Origin of the sequence: Melissospora conviva (assembly GCF_049523535.1) — a bacterium.
Taxonomy (GTDB): Bacteria; Actinomycetota; Actinomycetes; order Mycobacteriales; family Micromonosporaceae; genus Melissospora; species Melissospora conviva.
On record NZ_JBLLDT010000002.1, the window covers coordinates 147,497 to 168,006 of the forward strand.

Annotated in this window: 21 protein-coding genes and 1 riboswitch; of the genes, 14 read left to right on the forward strand and 7 right to left on the reverse strand. The window is 72.7% G+C overall.

All coding sequences use genetic code 11. The features are described 5' to 3' along the window. The first annotated feature begins 129 nt into the window (after positions 1-129). Positions 130-471 carry a histone-like nucleoid-structuring protein Lsr2 gene (locus ACK8GG_RS05845; RefSeq protein ID WP_440351972.1) on the forward strand — a complete coding sequence of 114 codons (342 nt, stop codon included), beginning with the start codon at positions 130-132 and terminating at the stop codon, positions 469-471. Positions 472-565: 94 nt separating this feature from the next. Here ACK8GG_RS05845 and ACK8GG_RS05850 read toward each other — a convergent pair whose 3' ends face one another. Beyond that, the gene (locus tag ACK8GG_RS05850) at positions 566-1,171 is read right to left on the reverse strand and encodes a hypothetical protein (protein ID WP_440351971.1); all 606 of its coding nucleotides are present in this window, start codon (positions 1,169-1,171) and stop codon (positions 566-568) included. Between the two features lie 15 nt (positions 1,172-1,186). On the opposite strand from ACK8GG_RS05850, the gene ACK8GG_RS05855 reads away from it, so the two are divergent. The 7 genes from ACK8GG_RS05855 (at position 1,187) to ACK8GG_RS05885 (ending at position 4,743) form a co-directional block, all read left to right on the forward strand. Further along, positions 1,187-1,381: a hypothetical protein gene (locus ACK8GG_RS05855; RefSeq protein ID WP_440353030.1), complete on the forward strand. Its 195-nt coding sequence runs from the start codon at positions 1,187-1,189 to the stop codon at positions 1,379-1,381. Positions 1,382-1,675: 294 nt separating this feature from the next. Continuing rightward, entirely contained in the window at positions 1,676-1,876 is a 201-nt protein-coding gene (locus ACK8GG_RS05860) for a hypothetical protein (protein ID WP_440351969.1), read from the forward strand. Next, positions 1,873-2,376 (forward strand): Asp23/Gls24 family envelope stress response protein, encoded by a 504-nt coding sequence (locus ACK8GG_RS05865; protein ID WP_440353029.1) that lies wholly within the window; start codon positions 1,873-1,875, stop codon positions 2,374-2,376. Before ACK8GG_RS05860 ends, ACK8GG_RS05865 begins: the two co-directional genes overlap by 4 nt. 1 nt (position 2,377) lies before the next feature. Continuing rightward, on the forward strand, positions 2,378-2,890 hold the full coding sequence (locus tag ACK8GG_RS05870) for an Asp23/Gls24 family envelope stress response protein (RefSeq protein WP_440351967.1): 513 nt from the start codon (positions 2,378-2,380) through the stop codon (positions 2,888-2,890). Further along, complete coding sequence (locus tag ACK8GG_RS05875) at positions 2,887-3,462, forward strand: hypothetical protein (protein WP_440353028.1); 576 nt, start codon at positions 2,887-2,889, stop codon at positions 3,460-3,462. Before ACK8GG_RS05870 ends, ACK8GG_RS05875 begins: the two co-directional genes overlap by 4 nt. 213 nt (positions 3,463-3,675) lie before the next feature. Next, the gene (locus ACK8GG_RS05880; RefSeq protein ID WP_440353027.1) at positions 3,676-4,230 is read left to right on the forward strand and encodes a DoxX family protein; all 555 of its coding nucleotides are present in this window, start codon (positions 3,676-3,678) and stop codon (positions 4,228-4,230) included. A gap of 144 nt (positions 4,231-4,374) precedes the next feature. Next, the gene (locus ACK8GG_RS05885) at positions 4,375-4,743 is read left to right on the forward strand and encodes an FKBP-type peptidyl-prolyl cis-trans isomerase (RefSeq protein ID WP_440351964.1); all 369 of its coding nucleotides are present in this window, start codon (positions 4,375-4,377) and stop codon (positions 4,741-4,743) included. A gap of 167 nt (positions 4,744-4,910) precedes the next feature. Here the strand turns inward: ACK8GG_RS05885 and ACK8GG_RS05890 are convergent, their stop codons facing one another. The 5 genes from ACK8GG_RS05890 to pdhA all read right to left on the reverse strand — a co-directional run bounded on the left by ACK8GG_RS05890 (position 4,911) and on the right by pdhA (position 11,833). Beyond that, the gene (locus tag ACK8GG_RS05890) at positions 4,911-6,248 is read right to left on the reverse strand and encodes a L,D-transpeptidase (protein ID WP_440353026.1); all 1,338 of its coding nucleotides are present in this window, start codon (positions 6,246-6,248) and stop codon (positions 4,911-4,913) included. A gap of 182 nt (positions 6,249-6,430) precedes the next feature. Continuing rightward, positions 6,431-8,119: a right-handed parallel beta-helix repeat-containing protein gene (locus tag ACK8GG_RS05895; protein ID WP_440353025.1), complete on the reverse strand. Its 1,689-nt coding sequence runs from the start codon at positions 8,117-8,119 to the stop codon at positions 6,431-6,433. Positions 8,120-8,262: 143 nt separating this feature from the next. Then, a complete protein-coding gene (locus ACK8GG_RS05900; protein ID WP_440355760.1) occupies positions 8,263-9,666 on the reverse strand; it encodes a dihydrolipoamide acetyltransferase family protein in 1,404 nt (467 codons plus the stop codon). Beyond that, the gene (locus tag ACK8GG_RS05905) at positions 9,663-10,679 is read right to left on the reverse strand and encodes an alpha-ketoacid dehydrogenase subunit beta (protein ID WP_440355761.1); all 1,017 of its coding nucleotides are present in this window, start codon (positions 10,677-10,679) and stop codon (positions 9,663-9,665) included. The genes ACK8GG_RS05900 and ACK8GG_RS05905 overlap by 4 nt, the downstream gene beginning before the upstream one ends. Beyond that, positions 10,679-11,833, reverse strand: coding sequence for a pyruvate dehydrogenase (acetyl-transferring) E1 component subunit alpha (pdhA, locus tag ACK8GG_RS05910; RefSeq protein ID WP_440351959.1), 1,155 nt, complete (start codon positions 11,831-11,833; stop codon positions 10,679-10,681). The genes ACK8GG_RS05905 and pdhA overlap by 1 nt, the downstream gene beginning before the upstream one ends. Before the next feature lie 104 nt (positions 11,834-11,937). Between pdhA and ACK8GG_RS05915 the strand changes: the two genes are divergently transcribed. Both ACK8GG_RS05915 and ACK8GG_RS05920 read left to right on the forward strand, forming a co-directional pair. Continuing rightward, a complete protein-coding gene (locus tag ACK8GG_RS05915; RefSeq protein ID WP_440353022.1) occupies positions 11,938-12,444 on the forward strand; it encodes an Lrp/AsnC family transcriptional regulator in 507 nt (168 codons plus the stop codon). Between the two features lie 181 nt (positions 12,445-12,625). Continuing rightward, the gene (locus ACK8GG_RS05920) at positions 12,626-14,662 is read left to right on the forward strand and encodes a LuxR C-terminal-related transcriptional regulator (RefSeq protein WP_440355762.1); all 2,037 of its coding nucleotides are present in this window, start codon (positions 12,626-12,628) and stop codon (positions 14,660-14,662) included. A gap of 113 nt (positions 14,663-14,775) precedes the next feature. Here the strand turns inward: ACK8GG_RS05920 and ACK8GG_RS05925 are convergent, their stop codons facing one another. Next, positions 14,776-15,945: a cupin domain-containing protein gene (locus ACK8GG_RS05925; RefSeq protein ID WP_440353020.1), complete on the reverse strand. Its 1,170-nt coding sequence runs from the start codon at positions 15,943-15,945 to the stop codon at positions 14,776-14,778. A 486-nt stretch (positions 15,946-16,431) separates the two neighbouring features. Here ACK8GG_RS05925 and ACK8GG_RS05930 point away from each other — a divergent pair, with 486 nt between their 5' ends. From ACK8GG_RS05930 to ACK8GG_RS05945, 4 genes are all read left to right on the forward strand, one after another. Further along, positions 16,432-17,187 (forward strand): DUF1275 family protein, encoded by a 756-nt coding sequence (locus tag ACK8GG_RS05930; RefSeq protein WP_440353018.1) that lies wholly within the window; start codon positions 16,432-16,434, stop codon positions 17,185-17,187. A 66-nt stretch (positions 17,188-17,253) separates the two neighbouring features. Then, positions 17,254-17,985 (forward strand): histidine phosphatase family protein, encoded by a 732-nt coding sequence (locus ACK8GG_RS05935; RefSeq protein WP_440355763.1) that lies wholly within the window; start codon positions 17,254-17,256, stop codon positions 17,983-17,985. Further along, positions 17,969-18,838: an NAD(P)H-hydrate dehydratase gene (locus ACK8GG_RS05940; protein WP_440355764.1), complete on the forward strand. Its 870-nt coding sequence runs from the start codon at positions 17,969-17,971 to the stop codon at positions 18,836-18,838. Before ACK8GG_RS05935 ends, ACK8GG_RS05940 begins: the two co-directional genes overlap by 17 nt. A 12-nt stretch (positions 18,839-18,850) precedes the next feature. Next, positions 18,851-18,941, forward strand: a riboswitch (ZMP/ZTP riboswitch). A 17-nt stretch (positions 18,942-18,958) separates the two neighbouring features. Next, a complete protein-coding gene (locus tag ACK8GG_RS05945) occupies positions 18,959-20,407 on the forward strand; it encodes a glycine hydroxymethyltransferase (RefSeq protein ID WP_440351952.1) in 1,449 nt (482 codons plus the stop codon). Positions 20,408-20,510 lie beyond the last annotated feature (103 nt).

Consider the following 20,510-nt stretch of genomic DNA (forward strand, 5'->3'; position numbering starts at 1 on the left):
GAGGCAGCGTGGTAAACACCCTTGACCGATTCCGGGAAAGCGCCCGGAATCGGTTTGGGAATTGTTGCCAGAATCCGCCTCACTGGGCGAGACTGGTTAGCACTACGCGAACACGAGGAGTAACCGGGCATGGCAAGGAAAGTAATCACCGTTCTCACCGACGACCTCGACGGCGGAAAGGCGGACCGCACCGTCGAGTTCAGCCTGGACGGTGTCGCCTACACCATTGATCTGTCGGACGAGAATGCCGGGATTCTGCGCAAGGCACTGGACCCGTACCTGCGCGTCGCGACCAGGGTCGGCCGTCGCGCCGTCGAGCCGGCGCGTGCCTCGCGCCGCCCGGCACGCGGTGGGACCACTGATCGTGAGCAGAACCGCGCCATCCGGGAATGGGCTACCCGCAACGGCTTCCAGATCTCCGCTCGCGGGCGCATCCCGGTGTCGGTGGTGACCGCGTACCAGAGCCGCTGAACCGCTGCCCGATGACGGCAGCCCGACTCGTCGGGTGATCCTGAGGCGTCCCGGCACTGCCGGGACGGCCACGATCCCGTCGGCGCGTGATCCGCTAGTCGAAGCGGATGTGCGCCAGCCGCGCGCCGTCGCGAATCTCGTCGCCGCGCTCGCGCAGTTCATCGAAGAGCCGCGCCACCTCGGCGCGGGGCCTGACCGCCGCCCGGTCGGTCTCCAGCGCGCGGAGCCGGTCGCCGATGGCGGCCACCGCCAGGTCCTCGGCGAACTGGTCCAGCGGCAGGCCGCAGGCGAAACCGGCACTGCTGAGCCGGACCCGCTCGAAGAGGCAGCGTCGGGCGCCGAGTTCGGCCCAGGCCCACCCCTCGGCCGTGCCGTCGGCCCAGGACAGGTGCAACCCCCGGACGATCGGGTCCGCCACCTGCCCGGCGACGTAGGCCTCCATCACGGCCAGCCGGGTCAGGATGCCGAGGTCGTTGACGTAGCCCTGCCGGCCGTCGGGCAGCCGGCCCACGATCTCCCGGAACCCCGTTGCCGGCTCCGGCCCGTCGGCGTCGTCAGCCGTGTCCGCGGTGGTCGCCGCGGCGAATGCGCGGGCGTCGATGAGGTACTCGACGATCTGGCGGCCCCGCGCCGCCAGCGGGGCTTCGGTCTCCACACGCAGCACGGGCAGGCCCGCCGCCGCACAGACCGCGTCGGTCATCCGGCGCGTTCGCAGGTGGCCGCCATCGCCGGCGGCGACGAATTCGACGGCAAAGACCGGCACCGCGTCGCCGGCTGCGCAGACGGCGAAATCGAAGCGGGTTCGCAGGGCGGTATTCCATTGATTCGCGGTGGCGCCAACGGGCCTGCGGCGGATGAGTTCACCCAGTCGCCGACCGGTGAGAATGTGCTGTCCGTGACGCTGCGGTAACCCTCGCATCGTCGTGCCGTCACCGTCACGCGACGTGCGCGACCCGCCGTTGAACACTACGTTCGCGTCCGCCATGCACCCGATCCATCGCTCAATTCCCCGGCCACCCGGGGCGATTCCGAGAATGATTCCACATGCTAGGCATTTGCAGCCCTGCCGTCGCGGACAGGGTCGGACGCCGGCACCACCAAGAGATGTGATGTAAATCACATCGTGCTCCTCGGTCGGCAGGTTCGAAGTGACCGCCGCCGTGTATTCAGCCGCCGTACCTACCGGTGTGGACGGGGAGCTGGCATGTCCAGACAGCAGTTCGGCTCGCTCGCGGGCTTCCTGATCGTGGCGGTCTGGGCCCTCGGCGGCGCCGGCGTGCTCTTCTCCGCCCTGCTGGCCGCCGCAGCCGGCTGGCTGGCCGCCGGTGCGCTTCGCCGTGACCGCCTCGGGCCGGCGACGCGCCCCACTCACCGGCACCGCACAGCCGCCCAGGAGATGCCATGAGCGACACCACCACGACAACGTCCGGCGGCGGCGCCGAGCCGCCCTACACCGGCCTGGGACAGCTCACCGGCCCGCTCGACACCGCCGGCGGGCCGCACCCCACGCGGCTCGCCGGCGGTCTGGTCGCCAAGATCGCTGCCTGTGCCGCGCGCGAGACCCCGGGCGTGCACTCGACCGGCTGCCGCGGTGACCGGAGCACCCATCCGGCACCGGACCGGTCCCCCGCCGGCGTCTCCGCCGCGGTGCAGGAGAGCACCGCCAGCATCGGCCTGATCCTGGCCACCTGGTACGGGCACAACATCGCCGACATCGCCGAAGCGGTACGGCACAACGTCGTGCACCGGGTGCACGCGATGACCGGGCTCACCGTCACCGCCGTGTCGATCACGGTCGACGACGTGGTCGTCGCCGAGCCCACCGCGGCGCACGCTGGTGCCCAGCCTGCGGGGGGCCACCAGGGCGGCCACACCGGCAGCGGTCTCCGCACCGCCGGCGGCTGAGATGCGCCGGTTCAACCGGATCGCCTCGACGCTGCTCGGGGTGGCCCTGATCCTCGGCGGCCTGCTCGCCGCGACACAGACCCTGGCGGTACTGATTGCCGGTACTGGGCTGCTGCTGGACCTCCCCGGCTGGCACGCGGCGCTCACCAGCACCTCCTTCGCCGATCCGGTGGTGCTCTTCTGGTCGGCGCTGGCCACCACCGCCGGGCTGACCCTGCTCGTCGCCGAACTGCTCCGGTGGCGACCGTGGCGGGTCGCGGTGCCCGGAACCGGAGGCTGGCATCTCGAACGCGCCGCACTGGAGCAACGGCTGACCGCCGCGGCCCGCGCTGTTCCCGGTGTACGACGGGCCCGGGTGCGGCTACACCACGAGGCCGCGGGCTGGCGGCCGCGGCTGCGGATCGAGTGCGACCGCGAGGTACGCCCGGCTGCGGAGGCGGCCGTCCGGCACGAACTCGGCTGGCTGACCGCCCCCGATCACATCACGCTCGGGCCACACCGGCCACCGGCATGACCGACGCGGGCCGGCGGGTGCTCTGGACATGCCTGGCGCTGATCCTCACCGTGCTCGGCGGCACGGTCCTCGCCGTCGGGACCGGCCTGCTGACCGGAACGGATCCGCAGGCCGCGCTCCTCTGGTCCGGACTTCGGCGGTTCTGGCAGGACGCCGGCGGGTGGGCGCCGGCGGCGGTGCTGCTGCTCGCGCTGCTCTCGGTCGCCGCCGGATGGTTGCTGCTGCAGCGCCAGTGGCGCCGACCGGCCGCCGACGCCGACGCGGACCTGGTGCTGCGGGCCGTACCGGGCGGCCGGCCCACCGGCCCGGGATGGACCCGGCTGCGCGCCGGGGTACTGACCGACGGACTCGAACGGGACCTGATCCGCTGTCCGCCGGTACACAGCGCGCGGGTGACGCTGCTCGGCGCACCCCCGGACCCGCAGGTCCACATCGACCTGTGGGTGAGCGAGACCGCGCCGCTGCCCGCGGTCCGCGACCACGTCTGCGCCGCCGTCGCGCGGTTCAGCGAAACCTCCGGCTGGCAACCGGCGCGGTTGGACATCACCGCCCGCTTCACGGTCACCGACTGACCGCCGGCGATCACCGTGGGCGACACCGACACACCCGGCCCATCATGCGTGGAAATCCTGCCCGGTTCCGACGAACCCGGCATTGAGCAGGGCTCTTCCCAGGAGGGGCCGAAGGTCCTGCGCAATGCGGGACCTAGTGACCCTGCGCTCGCCGTGCACACATGGTTGTCTGTAGTCGAGCCCGAGAACACACGGGTAAGGCACCGAAAGGACGTGGAAACCATGACCACGACGACTGCTCGCACCACCCACACCGGCACCCCGGCCACGGAGCGGAACGTCGTCTCGCCGGCCGCCCGGTACGTCTTCGGCGCCGTCCGGCTGGCGCTGGGCTTCTACTTCCTCTGGGCTTTCCTGGACAAGCTCTTCGGCCTCGGCAAGTCCACCCCGTCGGAGCGCGCCTGGCTCAACGGCGGCAGCCCGACCACCGGCTACCTCTCCAACTCGTCGGGCCCGTTCGCTGACTTCTTCGCCTCCATGGCCGGCTCGGCATGGGCGGACTGGCTGTTCATGCTCGGCCTGCTCGGCATCGGCGCGGCCCTGATGCTCGGCATCGGGATGCGGGTGGCAGCGGTCAGCGGCACGCTCCTCTACGTGATGATGTGGGCCTCGGCGCTGCCGATGACGACCAACCCGTTCCTCGACGACCACCTGCTCAACGCCATGGTCCTGGTGGGCCTCGCCCTCATCGGCGCCGGCCGCTGGATCGGCCTCGGCGGGATGTGGGAGAAGCTCCCGATCGTGCAGCGGATGCCCTGGCTGAAGTAGCACGGCCCTCCCCTCGAAGGGGCGCCACCACCCGGTGGCGCCCCTTCGGCGTGTCCGGGTTGCCGTACTGCCGGGAATCCACCCTGCGGGATTTGGCAGGATCGGCAGGGAATGGCAACCGAACACCGACGACAGGAGGCCGGCATGGACAAGCCGGAGGTAGGCCCGATCGAAGGCGCACCCCCCACGGATCTGGTCATCGACGACATCACCGTCGGCGACGGTCCGGTGGCCCAGCCGGGGCAGGTGGCCGATGTCCATTACGTAGGTGTGGCGTTCTCCACCGGCCGGGAGTTCGACGCCTCCTGGAACCGCGGCGAGACGCTCCAGTTCACCCTCGGCGCCGGCCAGGTCATTCAGGGCTGGGACCAGGGTGTGGTGGGGATGCGCGTGGGTGGCCGCCGCAAGCTGACGATCCCCGCCCACCTCGGGTACGGCGACCGGGGCGCCGCCGGGGTGATCAAGCCGGGCGAGACCCTCATCTTCGTCGTCGACCTGCTCGGCCTGCGCTGAGCTACCGCACGTTGCTCGGCCTGCGCTGACCTACCGCGCACGGAGCGCCCCGGTCCCGTCTCGGGGGCCGGGGCGCTCGCGTCGCTTCCGGTGTTCCCACCGCCGGCTCGCCGCGCGGGGCAGGCGCGCCGCCGCCGGCTCGCCGCCGCCGTAGGAGGAGGGCCTGCTCAACCGCCGCTGCCGGAGTCCCCGCCGGAGGAACCCTCCTCGGGAGCGCCGCTGGGCTGCGGGCCCGGCGAGGCCGGGGCGCCGGGCTGCTGCGGCGGCGGTGACGCCGGATCGATGGAGCGGGTCGGCGCCAGGTTCTCCGGCACCGGCAAGGCGCTGCCGGCAGCGAAGTCGTCCCACGACTGGTTCCACGCCGTCCACCCGTTGCCGTTCTCCAGCCGTACCTCGGTGCCCTTGACCGTGACCAGGTCACCGACCTTGCTGATGCCCATCAGCCAGTTGGCGTTGGCCGGTGAGAGGTTGGCGCAGCCGTGCGAGACGTTGCGCACCCCCTGGTCGGAAACCGACCAGGGCGCCGAGTGGATGAACTCCCCGCCCCAGGTCAGCCGCTGCGCGTCCTGGACCGTCACCACGTAACCGCCGTTGGGCTCGCCGCGGGTGTCGAAGACGGTCTGCTCGTGCTTCTCCATCACCACCATGTTGCCGCTGGACGACGGCGTGCTCGGCTTGCCGAGGCTGACGGGCATCTCGCGCTCCAGCTTGCCGCCGCGGTAGACCGCCATCGTCTTCGCCGCGTTGTCGACGACCATGGTGACCTCTTCACCGATCTTGGAGCTGGCGCTGCGGTCGGTGTCACCGATGCGGTTCTTGCCGATCGGCACCCCGTCCAGCGCCGACCGGACGCTGATCGTCGTGCCCTCCTGCCAGAAGTCCGGCGCCCGGTAGGCCACCTGCGAACCGTCGGGCAGCCAGCTCCAGGTGCCGGGCTGGGACGGTTCGGTCCGCACATAGAGGCGCCGCTGCACGTCGGCCCGGGACTCCTCCGGGACCGGCGGGTCGAAGGCCACCGTCACCGGCATCGCCGCGCCGTAGGTGCGGTTCTCCCCGAAGTACAGGGTGCTCGTCGTACGCGCCCGGTTGGACTTGTCCATGGTGGTGAAGCTGGAGGTCCCGGTGGTGCTGCCGCCGGCGTCGTTCGCCGCGGTCACCTCGACCCGGTAGGTCTCCTTGTTCTTCAACGGTTTCTCCGGCACCCAGGTACCCGGATCGTCCGGCCGGGGACTCCCGGCCACCTCGGCGCCCGACGCGTCGGTCACCTTGATCCCGGTCACCTTGCCGTCGCGGACCCCGGTGGAGATCTCGGTGCTGATCGGCACGTCCCGGGCGTCGTTGGCCGGCGCGAGCGCGAGCGTCGGCGCCGGCGCACGCTGGGCCGCGGCGGCGGCCGGATCAGCGCGATCCTCGGTTTTCGACGTCGGTCCGGTGCACCCGGCGAGGACCAACGGCACGGTCGCCACGGATGTCACCATCAACCCGAATCGGCGGCGAATTCCCATCTCTGTTCGCACCCCATTTCGTGTCTTTCGCCTCACTCTTGCAGCCCTGAAAGGGCTGATCCGGCGTTCGGAACTACCGACCGGAACGCGTCGGCCGGGCTTCTTGCCCGGCTTGGCACCGGTTGTCCGCTTCCGTGACGCGCCGGCCCGGATTCCGCCGGCCGGCATCCCCCGGACGCGGCTCAGCCCTGGTGCGATTCGTCGTGGTTGCCGGACCAGTTGCCACCCACCGGCGGTGTCTGGAACCAGGTGGCGGCCACGGCGTTGTCGGCCAGGTCGTTGTTCTCCACCCGGCACGCCACGCAACTGCCCCGCTCCCCGATCCAGATGCCGTGCGTCTGCGTCTTCGGTTGCCGGCTGTCCCACATCCGGTTGTCCCGCACCGTCGCGGCGTGCACGGGCGCGGTGATGGCGAGCCCGGCGCGCACCGGCGGCGCGGCCGGCAACCGGTACGGAGTGCCGGGCGCGGGCACCGGCCCGGTGAATGCGACCAGCGCGTCGGCGCCCACCGGGGCGAGCCGGAGCTCGGTGGCCGTGTTGCCCACCACCACCGCCATGTCGTGGCCCTGGACCTCGAGCAGCTTGCCGCGATGACCGTCCGGTTCCCAGTAGGCGGCGGTGTCGGTCACCGTGGTGGCGGTGTACGAGACGGTCTCGCCGGAGCCGGCGGCGGCAGGCGCGCACTGCACACCGTTGTCGCGGATACGGTTGCCCACCACGGCGCCGTCGGTCACTGCCCGTTCGATGAGAATGCCGTCGAGCCCGTTTCCCCAGATGTCGTTCGACTCGACCACGAGCGCGTGCGCGGCGGCCCGGTATCCCCGGCCGAGCTCGTCCTGCCGGTAGCCGTGCCGGCCGTTGCGGCTGATCCGGTTTCCCCGGACCACGTACGGTCCGGGGGTGTTGCCGATCCGGATCCCGTCGTGGACGTTGCCGTCGATCAGGCAGTCGGCGAGAATCCCGCCGCGCCCGGCCACCCCGACCGTGCCCTGGGCGGAGATGTCGAATCCGGCCTCGAGATTGCCGACGAGGGTGCAGTTGGAGACGACCAGCCCGTCCGCTCCCCAGTCCGAGATGCCGAACCGGTTGCCCTCCGAGTGGCAGCCGGTGATCCGGATTCCGGTCGGCGGCTGCCAGTACGGCTTCTGCAGCTCCAGGAAGATGCCGTTGGTGCCGTTGGCCACGGTGGTGCAGTTGGTGATGGTCAGCCGCTCCACCGGACCCCAGCCCCCGATGCCCACCCCGATTCCGGCACCGCCCCACTGCACGCCGTTGTCCTCACGTCCGCAGCCGATCGCCACCACGGCGTCGATGACGGTGTCCTGGAGGAAGTCGCAGCCGAGTCCGGTCGCGACCGTGTGGTGGATGTAGAGGTCCCGGAAGCAGCCGCGCAGCACGTACTGCAGGCCGAGCCCCTTGGCCAGGTAGTGGTAGTCGGCCAGCGCCACCGCCGAGCCGTCGATCTCGAAGTTGGCGAAGGTGCAGTCGGCGATGTGGTTGTCGCGGCCCGCCCCGTGCTCGACGGTGGTGAAGAAGGCCAGCGGCACCGGGTTCGCCCGGTTGCCGACGTTGCTCAGCAGGAACCGGGTCACGCCGCGGCCGGCGCCGATCAGCGAGACGCCGCTGCGCCAGACGGTTCCGGCGTCGCGGATGGCGTAGTTGCCCGGCGGGCAGTAGATGACCCGGCCGATCCCGTCGGCGGCGTATCCCGCGCCGAGCCGGGCGACCAGCTCCGCCAGCGCGGGCTGGTCGTTGGTGATGCCGTCACCGCGCAGCCCGTGCTCGCGGGCGTCGAAGACGACGTGACCGGCCTGGGCGGCGCTGCGCGGGGGCCGGGTGGCGACAAGGTGGGAGACGGCGTCGGGCGACACGCAGAGCTCCAATCGGCAGGTTGGTGGCCCCCCGCCTGATCCGCAGCGGGGCGACTCGGCCGCAGGCGCGCCGCATTCCCGCTCCCGGCCGGGAAACACCCCGGTGCCGGCTCCGTGCTCACGCCGGAGCCGGCACCGGCCGGTCAGAGTTCGGCGATCAACAGCGCCGGCTGCTCCACCCGGTCGGCGATGTACCGCAGGAACCCGCCGGCGACACCGCCGTCACAGACCCGGTGGTCGAAGGTGAGGCTCAGCTGCGCCACCCGCCGTACGGCCAGCTGGTCGTCGACGACCCACGGCTTGGCGACGATCCGGCCGATGCCGAGCAGTGCCGCCTCCGGATGGTTGATGATCGGCGTGGAACCGTCGACCCCGAAGACGCCGTAGTTGTTGAGGGTGAAGGTGCCGCCGGTGAGCCGGTCGGGCGTCAGCCTGCCGGCGCGGGCGGCGGTGGTCGTCTCCCGCAGCCGCTCGGCCAGCTCCCCCGCGTCGAGACGCTGCGCGTCGCGGATCACCGGCACCAGCAGCCCGCGATCGGTCTGGGTGGCGATGCCCAGGTGCACCCCGGCGGACTGCACGATCCGCTCGCCCGCGGTGTCGACGTGGGCGTTGAGCTGCGGGAATCGCCCCAGCCCACGCAGGCAGATCCGGGCCAGCAGGGCCAGGACGCTCACCGGCCGGTCGGGCCGGGCGGTGTTGATCGCGGCGCGGGTCTCCAGCAGCGCGGTGGCGTCCACATCGACCCAGATGGTCACCTCCGGAATCTCCCGGCGGCTGCGCGAGAGCTTCTCCGCGATCGCCCGGCGGATGCCGGTGAGCGGGATGACGATGTCCTGGGCGGCTGCGGCGACGTCGGCCGGCGCCGCGGTCGGCGACGGCTGCGGTGCGGCGGCGACGGCGAGTGCGTTCTCCACGTCAGCGCGCCGCACCATCCCGCCGGGTCCGCTGCCGCGCAGCGCCGCCAGGTCCAGCCCGTGTTCCCGGGCCAGCCGCCGCACGATCGGCGAGATCACCAGGGGTGGACCGCCCAGCGGCGAAGCGACGTCGGCGGCGGCGACCGGGGCCGCGGGCACGGCGGCGACCGACGCCGGGGCCAGTGCCCGCGCCGGTGCCGGTGCGGGTGCGGGTCGGCCGTCGGGTTCGAGGGCCGGATCGCCGACCACGGCCAGGCGCGCGCGGCGGCGCCGCCGGGTGCCGGCGCCGTGGCCGGTGCCGTAGCCGATGAGGACGTTGCCGGAGCCGGCCTGCTCCTCCTGCCGGTACGTCGTGTGGGCCGCCGGCTCCGCCGCCCCGGTCGGCGGCTCCACACTGATCAGCGGCTGGCCGACCGGGCGGCTCTGCCCCGGCTCGCCGTGCAGGGCCACCACCCGTCCCGCGTACGGGCAGGGCACGTCGACGACGGCCTTGGCGGTCTCCACCTCGACGACGACCTGGTCGACCTCGACAAGGTCCCCGACCGCCACCCGCCACTGCACGATCTCCGCTTCGGCGAGCCCTTCCCCGAGGTCCGGCAGGCAGAAGACCTGCTCGGTTCGCACCGCGCTCATGCCGCGCTCCCCTGGGCCAGCCAGCGCCGGTCCGGCTGGTCGTCCCAGTGCAACCGCTCCACCGCGTCGAGGATGCGGTCCACACCGGGCAGGTGGGTGTGCTCCAGCATCGGCGCCGGGTACGGAATGTCCAGTCCGCTGACCCGCAGCACCGGCGCGTGCAGCCAGTGGAAGCAGCGCTCCTGCACGCGGGCGGCGATCTCCGCGCCGACGCCGGCGAAGCCCTGCGCCTCGCTGACGACGACGCAGCGTCCGGTACGCCGCACCGAGGCGGTCACCGTCTCGTCGTCGAAGGGGACGATGCTGCGGCAGTCGACCACCTCGAGGTCCCAGCCGGCCTCCTCGGCGGCGCGAGCGGCCGCCAGGGCGACGGGCACGGCCGGCCCGTACGCCACCAGCGTCGCGTCCCGCCCCGGGCGGCGTACGGCGGCCCGCCCGAACGGCTCGGTCGCCGTCGGCAGCGTCACCTCCTCGGCGGCGAAGTAGAGCTTCTTCGGCTCCATGAAGATCACCGGGTCGGGGTCGTCGATCGCCGTGCGCAGCAGCGAGTAGGCGTCGGCGACGGTGGCCGGGGTGACGACCTTCAGACCCGGGGTGTGCGCGTAGTAGCCCTCACTGGAGTCACAGTGGTGCTCCACGCCGCCGATGCCGCCGGCGTACGGGATCCGGATCACCATCGGCACGCTGAGGGCCCCGCGGGTGCGGTTTCGCAGCTTCGCCACGTGCGAGGCGATCTGCTCGAAGGCCGGATAGGCGAAGGCGTCGAACTGCATCTCGACGACCGGGCGCAGGCCGGACATCGCCATGCCGAGCGCGAAGCCGACGATGCCGGACTCGGCCAGCGGGGTGTCGAAGCAACGCTGGTCGCCGAAGCGGTCCTGCAGCCCGTCGGTGATGCGGAAGACACCGCCGAGCTTGCCGACGTCCTCACCGAAGACCAGCACCCGCTCGTCGGCGGCGAGCGCGTCGCCGAGCGCGGCGTTGAGCGCTCGGGCCATGGTGGTGGGCGCCATCAGGCTTCCTCCTCGGCGGCGAGCTCGGCGCGGACCATCTCGCGCTGCTCGCGCAGCTGGCTGGTGGGTTCGGCGAAGACATGGTCGAAGAGGCTCAGCGGGTGTACCTGGGGCTCGGCCTGCATCCGGGTCCGCAGGTCGGCGGCGAGGGCCTCGGCCTCGGCGGCGATCCCGGCGACGGCAGCGTCGTCGAGCACACCGCCGGCACGCAGGTACGTCTCCAGCCGGGCGATCGGGTCGCGCCCGGTCCAGGCCTCGACCTCGGCGTCGTCGCGGTAGCGGCCCGCGTCGTCGGCGTTGGTGTGCGGCTCCATCCGGTACGTGTGGGCTTCCACCAGGTACGGGCCGTTGCCGGCGCGGGCGTGGGCGACGGCGCGCCCCAGCACCGCGAGCACCGCGAGGGGGTCGTTGCCGTCGACCTGCTCGCTCGGCACGCCGTAACCGATCCCCTTGTACGCCAGGGCGGGCGCGGCGGTCTGCCGGGACAGCGGCACGCTGATGGCGTAGCGGTTGTTCTGGACGAAGAAGACCACCGGCGCGCGGAAGACGGCGGCGAAGTTGACTCCCTCGTGGAAGTCGCCCTCGCTGGTGGCGCCGTCGCCGATGAAGGCCAGCGCGACGGTGTCCCGGCCCTGGCGGGCCTCGCCGTAGGCGAGCCCGGCGGCGTGGATGGTCTGGGTCGCCAGCGGGGTGCACTGCGGCGCGGTGCGCCGGGCGCCCGGGTCGTAGCCGCAGTGCCAGTCCCCGCGCAGCAGGGTCAGCACCTCCACCGGGTCGATGCCGCGGCTGACCAGGGCCATCGACTCCCGGTAGGTCGGGAAGACCCAGTCGTTGTCGCGCAGTGCGAGCACCGCCCCGACCTGGCACGCCTCCTGCCCACGGGCGGAGGGGTAGACCGCAAGCCGGCCCTGCTTGGTCAGTGCGGTGGCTTGCGTGTCGAAGCGCCGGCCGATCACCATCCGGCGGTACATCTCGCGCAGCGTGCCGGCATCCGGTTCGGGTTGGTCGGGCTGTTCGGGCAGGCGGTGACCGTCCTCGTCGAGCATTCGGACGGGTTCGGCGGCGGGCAGCAGCGCGCGGGCCGGGTCGGGCGGCGCGGCGCGGCGACGGGGGCGCGGGGATGGCCTGCGGACCGCCTGGGGTGTGGTCGTCACGACGGACCTCCTGGGACGTGTGGTAGTCCTAATGCTCACGGGTGCGGATGCGTGACTCAATATCCGCGGTAAAGGCGGGACGGATGACCGCGGGAGCGAGTGGAATGGGACAGGAAGACCAGGCATCGACGGAGCTCGGCGTCGATACGGGACGTTCGGTTCGCGGCCTCGACGAGGTGGATCGGCGCATCCTCGATGCGCTGATGCGCGACGGCCGCCTCTCGATCCGCGCGCTGGCCGAACAGGTGCACATCTCCCGGACGAACGCGTACGCGCGGATGGACCGGCTGATCCGGGCCGGCGTCATCACCGGCTTCCACGCCCGGGTCGCGCCCGAGGCGGCCGGGCTGGGCACCTCGGCGTACGTGGCGTTGACGATCGAGCAGAACAGCTGGCGGGAGGTGTCGGCGCAGCTGGCACGGGTGCCCTACCTGGCGCACGCCGCCCTGCTCGGCGGGGACCATGACGTGCTGGCGCTGGTGCGGGCACCGGACAACGCAGCGCTGCGCGATGTGGTGCTGGACCGGATCCAGGGCGTACCGGGGGTGCTCTCGACCCGGACCTGGCTGGTCTTCGACGAGTTCGACGGCGCGACCAGCCCGTGGCGCTGACGGTGCAGGTGTGCCCGGTGCCGGGACGGGAAGGCCCCGCGCCTGCGGGCGCGGGTGGCGATCTGAGGAATCCTCGTATTCCTCGGCGGTGCCGGGCGCCCCGTCGATAGCGTCGGCGAGACGAGTCCGAACCGGGTCGTGCGGACGTGGGCCAACCGGCCACCCCGGAGGGGAGGAAGCGGTGACCGGCACACCATCGGCGAGCCGCCCCAAGATGCACATCGCCGGCGCGTCCCCGGTCTCCTCGCCCGCCCAGCACTCGCTTCTGCGCGCCGTGGCCGTGGCCACCGCCCCCTGCGAGCTGTGGTTCCTGGAGCAGATGCTCGACCTCGGCGGGGTCGCCACCGGCACCTCGATCGACGGTGAGGTCGAGACGCTGATCTCCCGCGGGGTGCTCAACGATTCCCAGGCCGGCCTGCGGCTCACCTCCCGCCGGCTGCGCGACGGCGTCCTGCGGGGCATCCCGCCGTCGCTGCTCGCGGCGCTGCAGGAACGTGCCGCGCTCGTCCAGGTCCGGGCCGGCCGGCCCACGGCCGCCGCCCGGCACCTGCTCGGGGCCCTGCGTGAGGCGCGCCGCGTCGACCCGGAGCTGGTATCGCGGGTCGCCACCGACGCGGCAGTCGACCCGGCACTCGCCGCCGACCTGCTGCTGGCCGCCTGTGACCGGGACGCCGCCGGCCACGACACCGAGCGACGCCGGGACTGGCTGCTCGCCGCCGTTGACCACCTCATGCTCGCGGGCCGCTCGGGTGAGGCGATGGAGCAGCTGCACCGGGAGATCGCCGCCGACCGGCACGGCCCCGCCTACCGCTGCATGCTCTTCGGCCGGCTGGGCGCGTGCTACGCCACCGAACGCCCCTCCCTGGCGCTGGACTATCTGGACCGGGCCCTGCGCCGGCCGGACCACGACCCGGTGCACCGCGCCTGGACCCTGACGACCACTGCCGTTGTCGCCGCCCGGGTGGGCCACCCGCGCGCGGCGCAGCTGATGGAGGCCGCCGGGTTTGCCCACGGGGACGCGCCCAGCCCCGGCGGGGAGATCCGGCTGGCCCTGGCCCGGGCCGCGCACGCCGCCGCTGCCGGCAGCGCGCCGACGGCCGGGCGCATCCTGCGCACCGCCGATCCGGACAGCGTTTCGGCACGCACCCAGGCCGCCTTCCTGCGGACCGAGCGCATCGCCGGCCAGCTCACCCTCGGCGAGTTCGCCACGGCGGGCGCCGCGATCGAGGCCGCCGCCGGTGAGATCGGCACACTCGGCGCCGCCGCGGCGCCGACCCTCACCGCGCTCGACTGCATCGCACGGCTGGCGGTGGGCGAACTCCCCGAGGCCGAGGCGCGGGCCCGGCTGGCGCTGCGCGCGCCGCAGCGCCTCCCCGACGAGGTCCGCGCCGACCTGCTCGCGGTGGTCGTCGAGGTGCTCTTCCGCCGGGGCGAGACGACTGCGGCCCGCGACCTGATCGACGCCCAGTCGCCGCCGGTGTCCTGGCCCGACCATCTTCAATGGTTCCGGTTCGGCTGCGCGGCGGCCGCGGACCCGCAACCGGCCCGCCACGGTGAGCTGGTGCGCCGCACCCTCTGGATGCCCGACCGGACGCTGCGCCCGCTGCTGCTCGTGCCGCACCACGCACCCCGGCTGGTCCGCGCCGCCCGGCTGCTCGGTGACCACCGGCGGGCCGGCGCGATCAGCGGGCACGTCAAGCGCATCGCCGGCCGGGTCAACAATCAGCTCTGGCGCGGCGTCGCCCACCACGTGGACGGGCTGGTCAGCGGGGACCCGGCCGCGCTGCGCGCGGCGGTCTCCCGGCTGCGTACCACCGACGCCCGGCCCGCGCTCGCCGACGCGCTCTTCGATCTCGCCGCCGCGAACGGCTCACCCCCGGACGAAGCGGCGGCGGCCGCGCAGGAGTGCGCGGCCGTCTACACCCGCCTCGGTGCGCTCGGCGACCAGGACCGGGCAAGCCGCCTGGCGCACGGCTTGGGCCACGGTCCCCGCCCCCGTGAGCCCCGTCCGGGCCACGGTCTGGCGGCGCTCACCGCCGGCGAGGAACGGGTGGCCGAACTGCTCGCGCGCGGCGCCACGAAGCAGCAGGCCGCCGCCGAGCTCTACGTCTCCTTCCACACCGTCGACACCCACCTGCGCGCCGTCTACGCCAAGCTCGGTATCCGCAGCCGCGTGGAGCTCGCCCGCGTCTGGGACACCCACCGGCCGTCCCGCTGAGCACCGCGGGACCGGCGCTGCCGACAGCGCGGGGCCCGCGCCGCCGTCCGGCGGTCGCGGGCCCGGAGAGCCTTCCGGCCGGTCCGGCCGGAGCCGGGCCGGCCGGACGCCGCTCAGCTCTGCTGCACCGGGTGCTTCTGCACCACCTGCTTCTCCTTCGGCAACGCCTCGATCAGCTCCCGCGGGACGTTGAGCGTGTCCGCGGCGACCTCCGGCGGCGTGTTCGCCATCCACTGCATCACCGACATGTCCTGGAACTTCGGCGCCCGGAACAGCTCGAGGTAGACCAGCGGCTCGTCGCCGAGGTTCTCGATGTAGTGGCCGTACGAGATCGGCACGTAACCCACGTCGCCGGTGCTGAAGTTGAACGTCCGGGAGGTGGCGTGGTTGGCGAAGACCCCCATCCGCCCGTAGCCGGAGAGGAAGTACTGCATCTCACCGGCGTTCGGGTGCCAGTGCAGCTCCCGCATCGCGCCGGGCTCGATCTCGACCAGCCCGATCGCCGTGGTGGTCGCCGCGGCGAAGTTGGTGGAGTCGGCGATGCGCACCGACCCCCCGTTGAACCGCTCCGGCGTCTGTGCCAGCAGCTGGTGCTTGAAGCTGCGGGGCACGTCACCGGTCGGGCTGAAGACGCGGTCCTCGGCCAACGGCGGCGGCACCTGGCCGGAGAACATGTACTTCTCCTTCTCCGGCATGTTGCGCATCTGCTCCATCGACCAGCCGAAGTTCTTCGCCAGGACCTCCTTCGGGGTGTGGGCGAAGAAGTCGCTGATCTGGAATGTCGCGTCCTCCGAGTAGCAGCCGTCGTCGAAGACCAGCAGGAACTCCATGCCCTCCTCGGACGCCTGCAGGTGGTGCGGGATCCCGGCCGGGAAGTACCAGAGGTCGCCCTGCTTGACGTCCTCCAGGAAGTTGCGCCCCTCCTGGTCGACCGAGCTGATCCGCCCGCTGCCGTTGAGCATGATGCCGAACTCGGACTGCACGTGCCAGTGCAGTTCCCGGTACGCGCCCGGGTTGAGCTTCATGTCGACGATCGCCAGCTCGTGGGCGATCGGCAGCAGCCGGTCGGTGATCTCCCGGGTCCAGCCGCCTTCCTCCTGACGCGTGTGCGCCAGCGAGAACGGGAAGACCATGTTCGGCATCAGGCCCTCGTCGGTCTCCGGCGGATGCATCAGGTCCGGATGGGACCGGTCGATGTCGGGGTTGCGGGGAACGGTGTTGAACACCGTGCCGTCGCCGGCTTTCGACTGCCTCTCGTCAATGTCGCTGACCTTGTCGCGCATGCTCGAGAATCCTCTCGGGTCGGGGCCGCCCGAAGGCGGACCGGAACGGAACGAACAGCGCTCGGACGTGGTGCGGGGTCCCCCGCACCGACACCGCGAGCGGAATAGCGACGCAGGTGAACAGCAGCGCCGCGATGCTCCACACGGGAGCGGCAAGGGCGGCTCCGGCCACGGCCAGGAGCGCGCAGGACCAGAACGCCGTACGCGCCCGGGTCATCGGGACCGGTTCCATGGCAACCTCCTCGGCGGAAGAGCGCCACCGGCCCCCCGAGCAGAGGCTGCGGATGAGGGGGAGAACGTCATGGGCATGGTCTGAATGCTCCTCGGGCCCACCGGCCCGGCACATCACGTGAACACGCGATATCGCGCCGATGGCGCCTGCCCCGGCGAGGGCTCTTCATCGCGCTCTGCCCAGATCGTCGCCGAAACGGCGGGCACGGCAGGGCGACCGAGGTTTAGCCCGCCGCCGGCCGGATAACCCCCGGCATGTCGAATCAGCAGGATCCGGCCGGTTCAGCAGGACCTCGGCGCCCGACGCCCGAGCAGTGGCGGTACACGCAGATCGACTTCCGCGCCCCGCTCGTCGCGCTGGCGCTCGCCACCGGGCTCGCCGGGGTGGTGGACGCCTTCGCGTTCCTCAAGTACAAGGTCTTCCTCGGCATCCAGACCGGCAACGTCGACTTCGTCGGGATGGGCCTGGCCGGGAAACTCGAGGCCTGGCCCTGCGCGGTGGCCTCGCTGATTCTCTTCGGCCTGGGCGGTCTGCTCGGCGCCGGCATCCGCCGGCTGCCGAACGTGGGCCCGCTGAGCCCGCCGGCGATCGAACTGCTCGCCATGATGGCCCTGATCGCCGTCTGGGGGGTGGTCGACATCGCCCTGGACTCCGGCCGGGACGCACTGAGCGAACGGGTCCTGCTGACCGCGCTCGGCGCCTTCCCGATCGGAATCCTGGGCGGCATGGTGGTGCGCACCTTCAGCTACCAGACCTCCACCACGTTCCAGACCGGCACCGTGCTGCGCACCACCCACGGACTGGCCGACTGGCTCTTCGAACGCGGACCGGCCCGCGACGCCGCCGGCAAGCTCGCCTCCCTCGGCCTGCTATGCCTCGCCTGCTATGCCGTCGGCGGCTTCGTCGGCGCGAAGGCGACCGACGCGCCGGTCTGGGTCTTCATCATCGCCGAGGTGCTGATCGTGCCGATGGTGCTGCTGACCCGGCCCGGCCCGGCCGTTGCGGCGTGAGGCGGGCGCCTGGCACCGCGGCGTCACGGGTTACCGGAGGCCGCGGGCCGGGTACCGCTGGTGGTCATGGCGCAGCTGCAATCGCTCTGGATCGTCCGGCACGGCGAGAGCGCGGGCAACGTGCTCGCGTACGAGGCCGAGGCGGCCGGAGCCGAACTGATAGACGTCCCCGACCGCGATCCCGACGTGGCCCTCTCGCCCACCGGCCGCGCCCAGGCCGAGGCGACCGCGCGCTGGTTCGCCGCCCTGCCCGAGGCCGAACGTCCGGAGGTCGTCGTCGTCTCGCCCTACCTGCGTACCCGGCAGACGGCCGAGCCGATCCTGGCCGCGCTCGGACTGCCCGCCCGGCGCGACGAGCGGTTGCGCGACCGGGAGCTGGGCGTGCTCGACCGGCTCACCAGCCACGGCGTACGGGCCCGGATGCCGCAGGAGGCGCAGCGCCGCGACCGGCTCGGCAAGTTCTACTACCGCCCGCCGGGCGGTGAGTCGTGGGCGGACGTCGCCCTGCGGCTGCGCAGTCTCCTCGGCGACCTGCGGCGCGACCACGCAGGCCGGCGGGTGCTGCTGGTCGGCCACGAGGCGCTGATCTTCCTACTGCGCTACCTGCTCGAGGAGCTCGACGAAGCGGCGCTGATCGCGCTTACCCGTCGTGAGGTGGTGGGCAACTGCTCGGTCAGCGGCTGGCGGTGCGGCCCCGACGGGCGCTTCACCGGCGTCCTCTTCAACCACATCGACCACCTGCGCGAGCAGGGTACGGCCGCCACCAGCGAGGAGGAGATCGATGCCGAGCCGGTCTGAACCGAAGGTCATCACGTCGGGGCTGCTGCGGGGCTGGCCGCTGCCGGTGCCGACCGGGGGCAAGGACAACCGCGGCACCGTGCTGGTCGTCGGCGGCTCGCGCTTCACCCCCGGGGCGGTCCTGCTCGCCGGCACCGCCGCCCTGCGCGCCGGCGCCGGGGTGCTGCAGCTGGCGGTCGCCGCCTCCACCGCGGCGGCGCTGAGCATCCAGGTCCCCGAGGCGCTGGTGGTCGGACTGCCCGAGGACGGCGACAGCAACATCGACGGCACCGGCGACGGACGGCTGCCGGAGCTGGTCGCCGGGGCCACCGTGGTGGCGATCGGCCCGGGCCTGCACGACATCGACGAGAGCCGGGTGCTGCTGCGCCGGGTACGCGACGCCGTCCGACCGCAGACCGCGCTGGTACTCGACGCGTACGCCCTCGGCGCACTCAGCCACGAACCCGGCCTGCTCGGCGACGGAATCGGGCCGGTGGTGCTGACTCCGAACCTGACCGAGGCCCGGCACCTGCTCGGCCGCGACCTCGGCGAGGACCTCGCCGCGGAGGCCGCCGCGCTCGCCGAGCGCTACCAGGCGGTGGTCAGCATGTACGGCCACGTGGCCGATCCGGCCGGTGGCAGCTGGCGGGAGGAGAGCGCCGACGCCGGGCTGGGCACCTCCGGCAGCGGCGATGTGCTGGCCGGCATCCTCGCCGGGCTGCTCGCCCGCGGCGCCGAGCCCGCCCAGGCCGCCTGCTGGGCCGCGTACGCCCACGCCGTCAGCGGGCAGCGGCTGATTCCCCGGTTCGGCCGGGTCGGGTTCCTCGCCCGTGAGCTGCTCGACGAGGTGCCGCGAACCTTGGCGGAGCTGTGAACCGGTAGGATCACCGCGGGTCGTGACTGGCGCGTTGGGATGGGCAAACCATCGGGAAGCGGCCCCGTCAAGACGACGTCTGCCGAGCGCCTGGGCCTGTTGCCGACTACTGGGGGTCGCATGTCCTCGTCGCCGAACATCGAGTCAACCGCCTTCCGCAGCGCGCTGGAGGTGATCCGGGCGGTGGAGCCGCGGGTCGCCGACGCGATCGCCGCGGAACTCACCGACCAGCGCGAATCTCTCAAGCTCATCGCGAGCGAGAACTACGCCTCCCCGGCCACCCTGCTGGCGATGGGAAACTGGTTCAGCGACAAGTACGCCGAGGGCACCGTCGGGCGCCGCTTCTACGCCGGCTGCCAGAACGTGGACACCGTCGAGGCGCTCGCCGCCGAGCACGCCCGGGAGCTCTTCGGCGCCCCGCACGCGTACGTCCAGCCGCACTCGGGCATCGACGCCAACCTGGTCGCCTTCTGGGCCATCCTGGCCGACCGGGTGGAGGTGCCGGCGCTCAAGCGGTTCCAGGCCCGCCAGGTCAACGACCTGAGCGAGTCCGAGTGGTTCGAGCTCCGCCGTGAGCTGGGCAACCAGCGGATGCTCGGCATGTCGCTGGACGCCGGCGGGCACCTCACCCACGGTTTCCGACCGAACATCTCCGGCAAGATGTTCGACCAGCGCAGCTACGGCACCGACCCGGCGACGGGCCTGATCGACTACGACGACCTGCGCCGGGTCGCGCACGAGTTCAAGCCGCTGGTGCTGGTGGGCGGCTACTCGGCGTACCCGCGGAAGGTGAACTTCCGCATCATGCGCGAGATCGCCGACGAGGTCGGCGCGACCTTCATGGTCGACATGGCGCACTTCGCCGGTCTGGTCGCCGGCAAGGTCTTCACCGGCGACTTCGACCCGGTGCCGCACGCCCACATCGTCACCACCACCACCCACAAGTCGCTGCGCGGACCGCGCGGCGGCATGGTGCTCTGCGGCCCGGAGCTCGCCGACCAGGTCGACCGGGGCTGCCCGATGGTCCTCGGTGGACCGCTGCCGCACGTGATGGCCGCCAAGGCCGTGGCGCTGGCCGAGGCGCGGCGGCCGGAGTTCGCCGACTACGCCCGGCGGATCGTGGAGAACTCGCAGGCGCTCGCCGAAGGGCTGCTGCGCCGCGGCGCGACGCTGGTCACCGGCGGCACCGACAACCACCTGTCCATCATCGACGTCAACGGCTACGGCCTGACCGGCCGCCAGGCCGAGCAGGCGCTGCTGGACTCGGGGATCGTCACCAACCGCAACTCGATCCCGCAGGACCCCAACGGCGCCTGGTACACCTCCGGCATCCGCATCGGCACCCCGGCGCTGACCACCCGTGGTCTCGGCGCCGCCCAGATGGACGAGACGGCCGAGCTGATCCACACCGTGCTCAGCCAGACCCGGCCCGGCGCGAACGCCGACGGCACGCCGTCGAAGGCCAAGTACGAGCTGGACCCGGCGGTCGCCGACCGCATCGGCAAGCAGGCCAACGACCTGCTCGCCGGCTTCCCGCTCTACCCCGCGGTGCAGCTGGACAGCGAGTGATCCGGTGCGCCGTCGGGGGGGGCCGCCCCCCGCGGCGCCGGGCCCGCCGGGCCGGGGGGGGCCCCCCCCCGGGGGGGGGAGGGGAGGGGCCGCCCCCCCAACC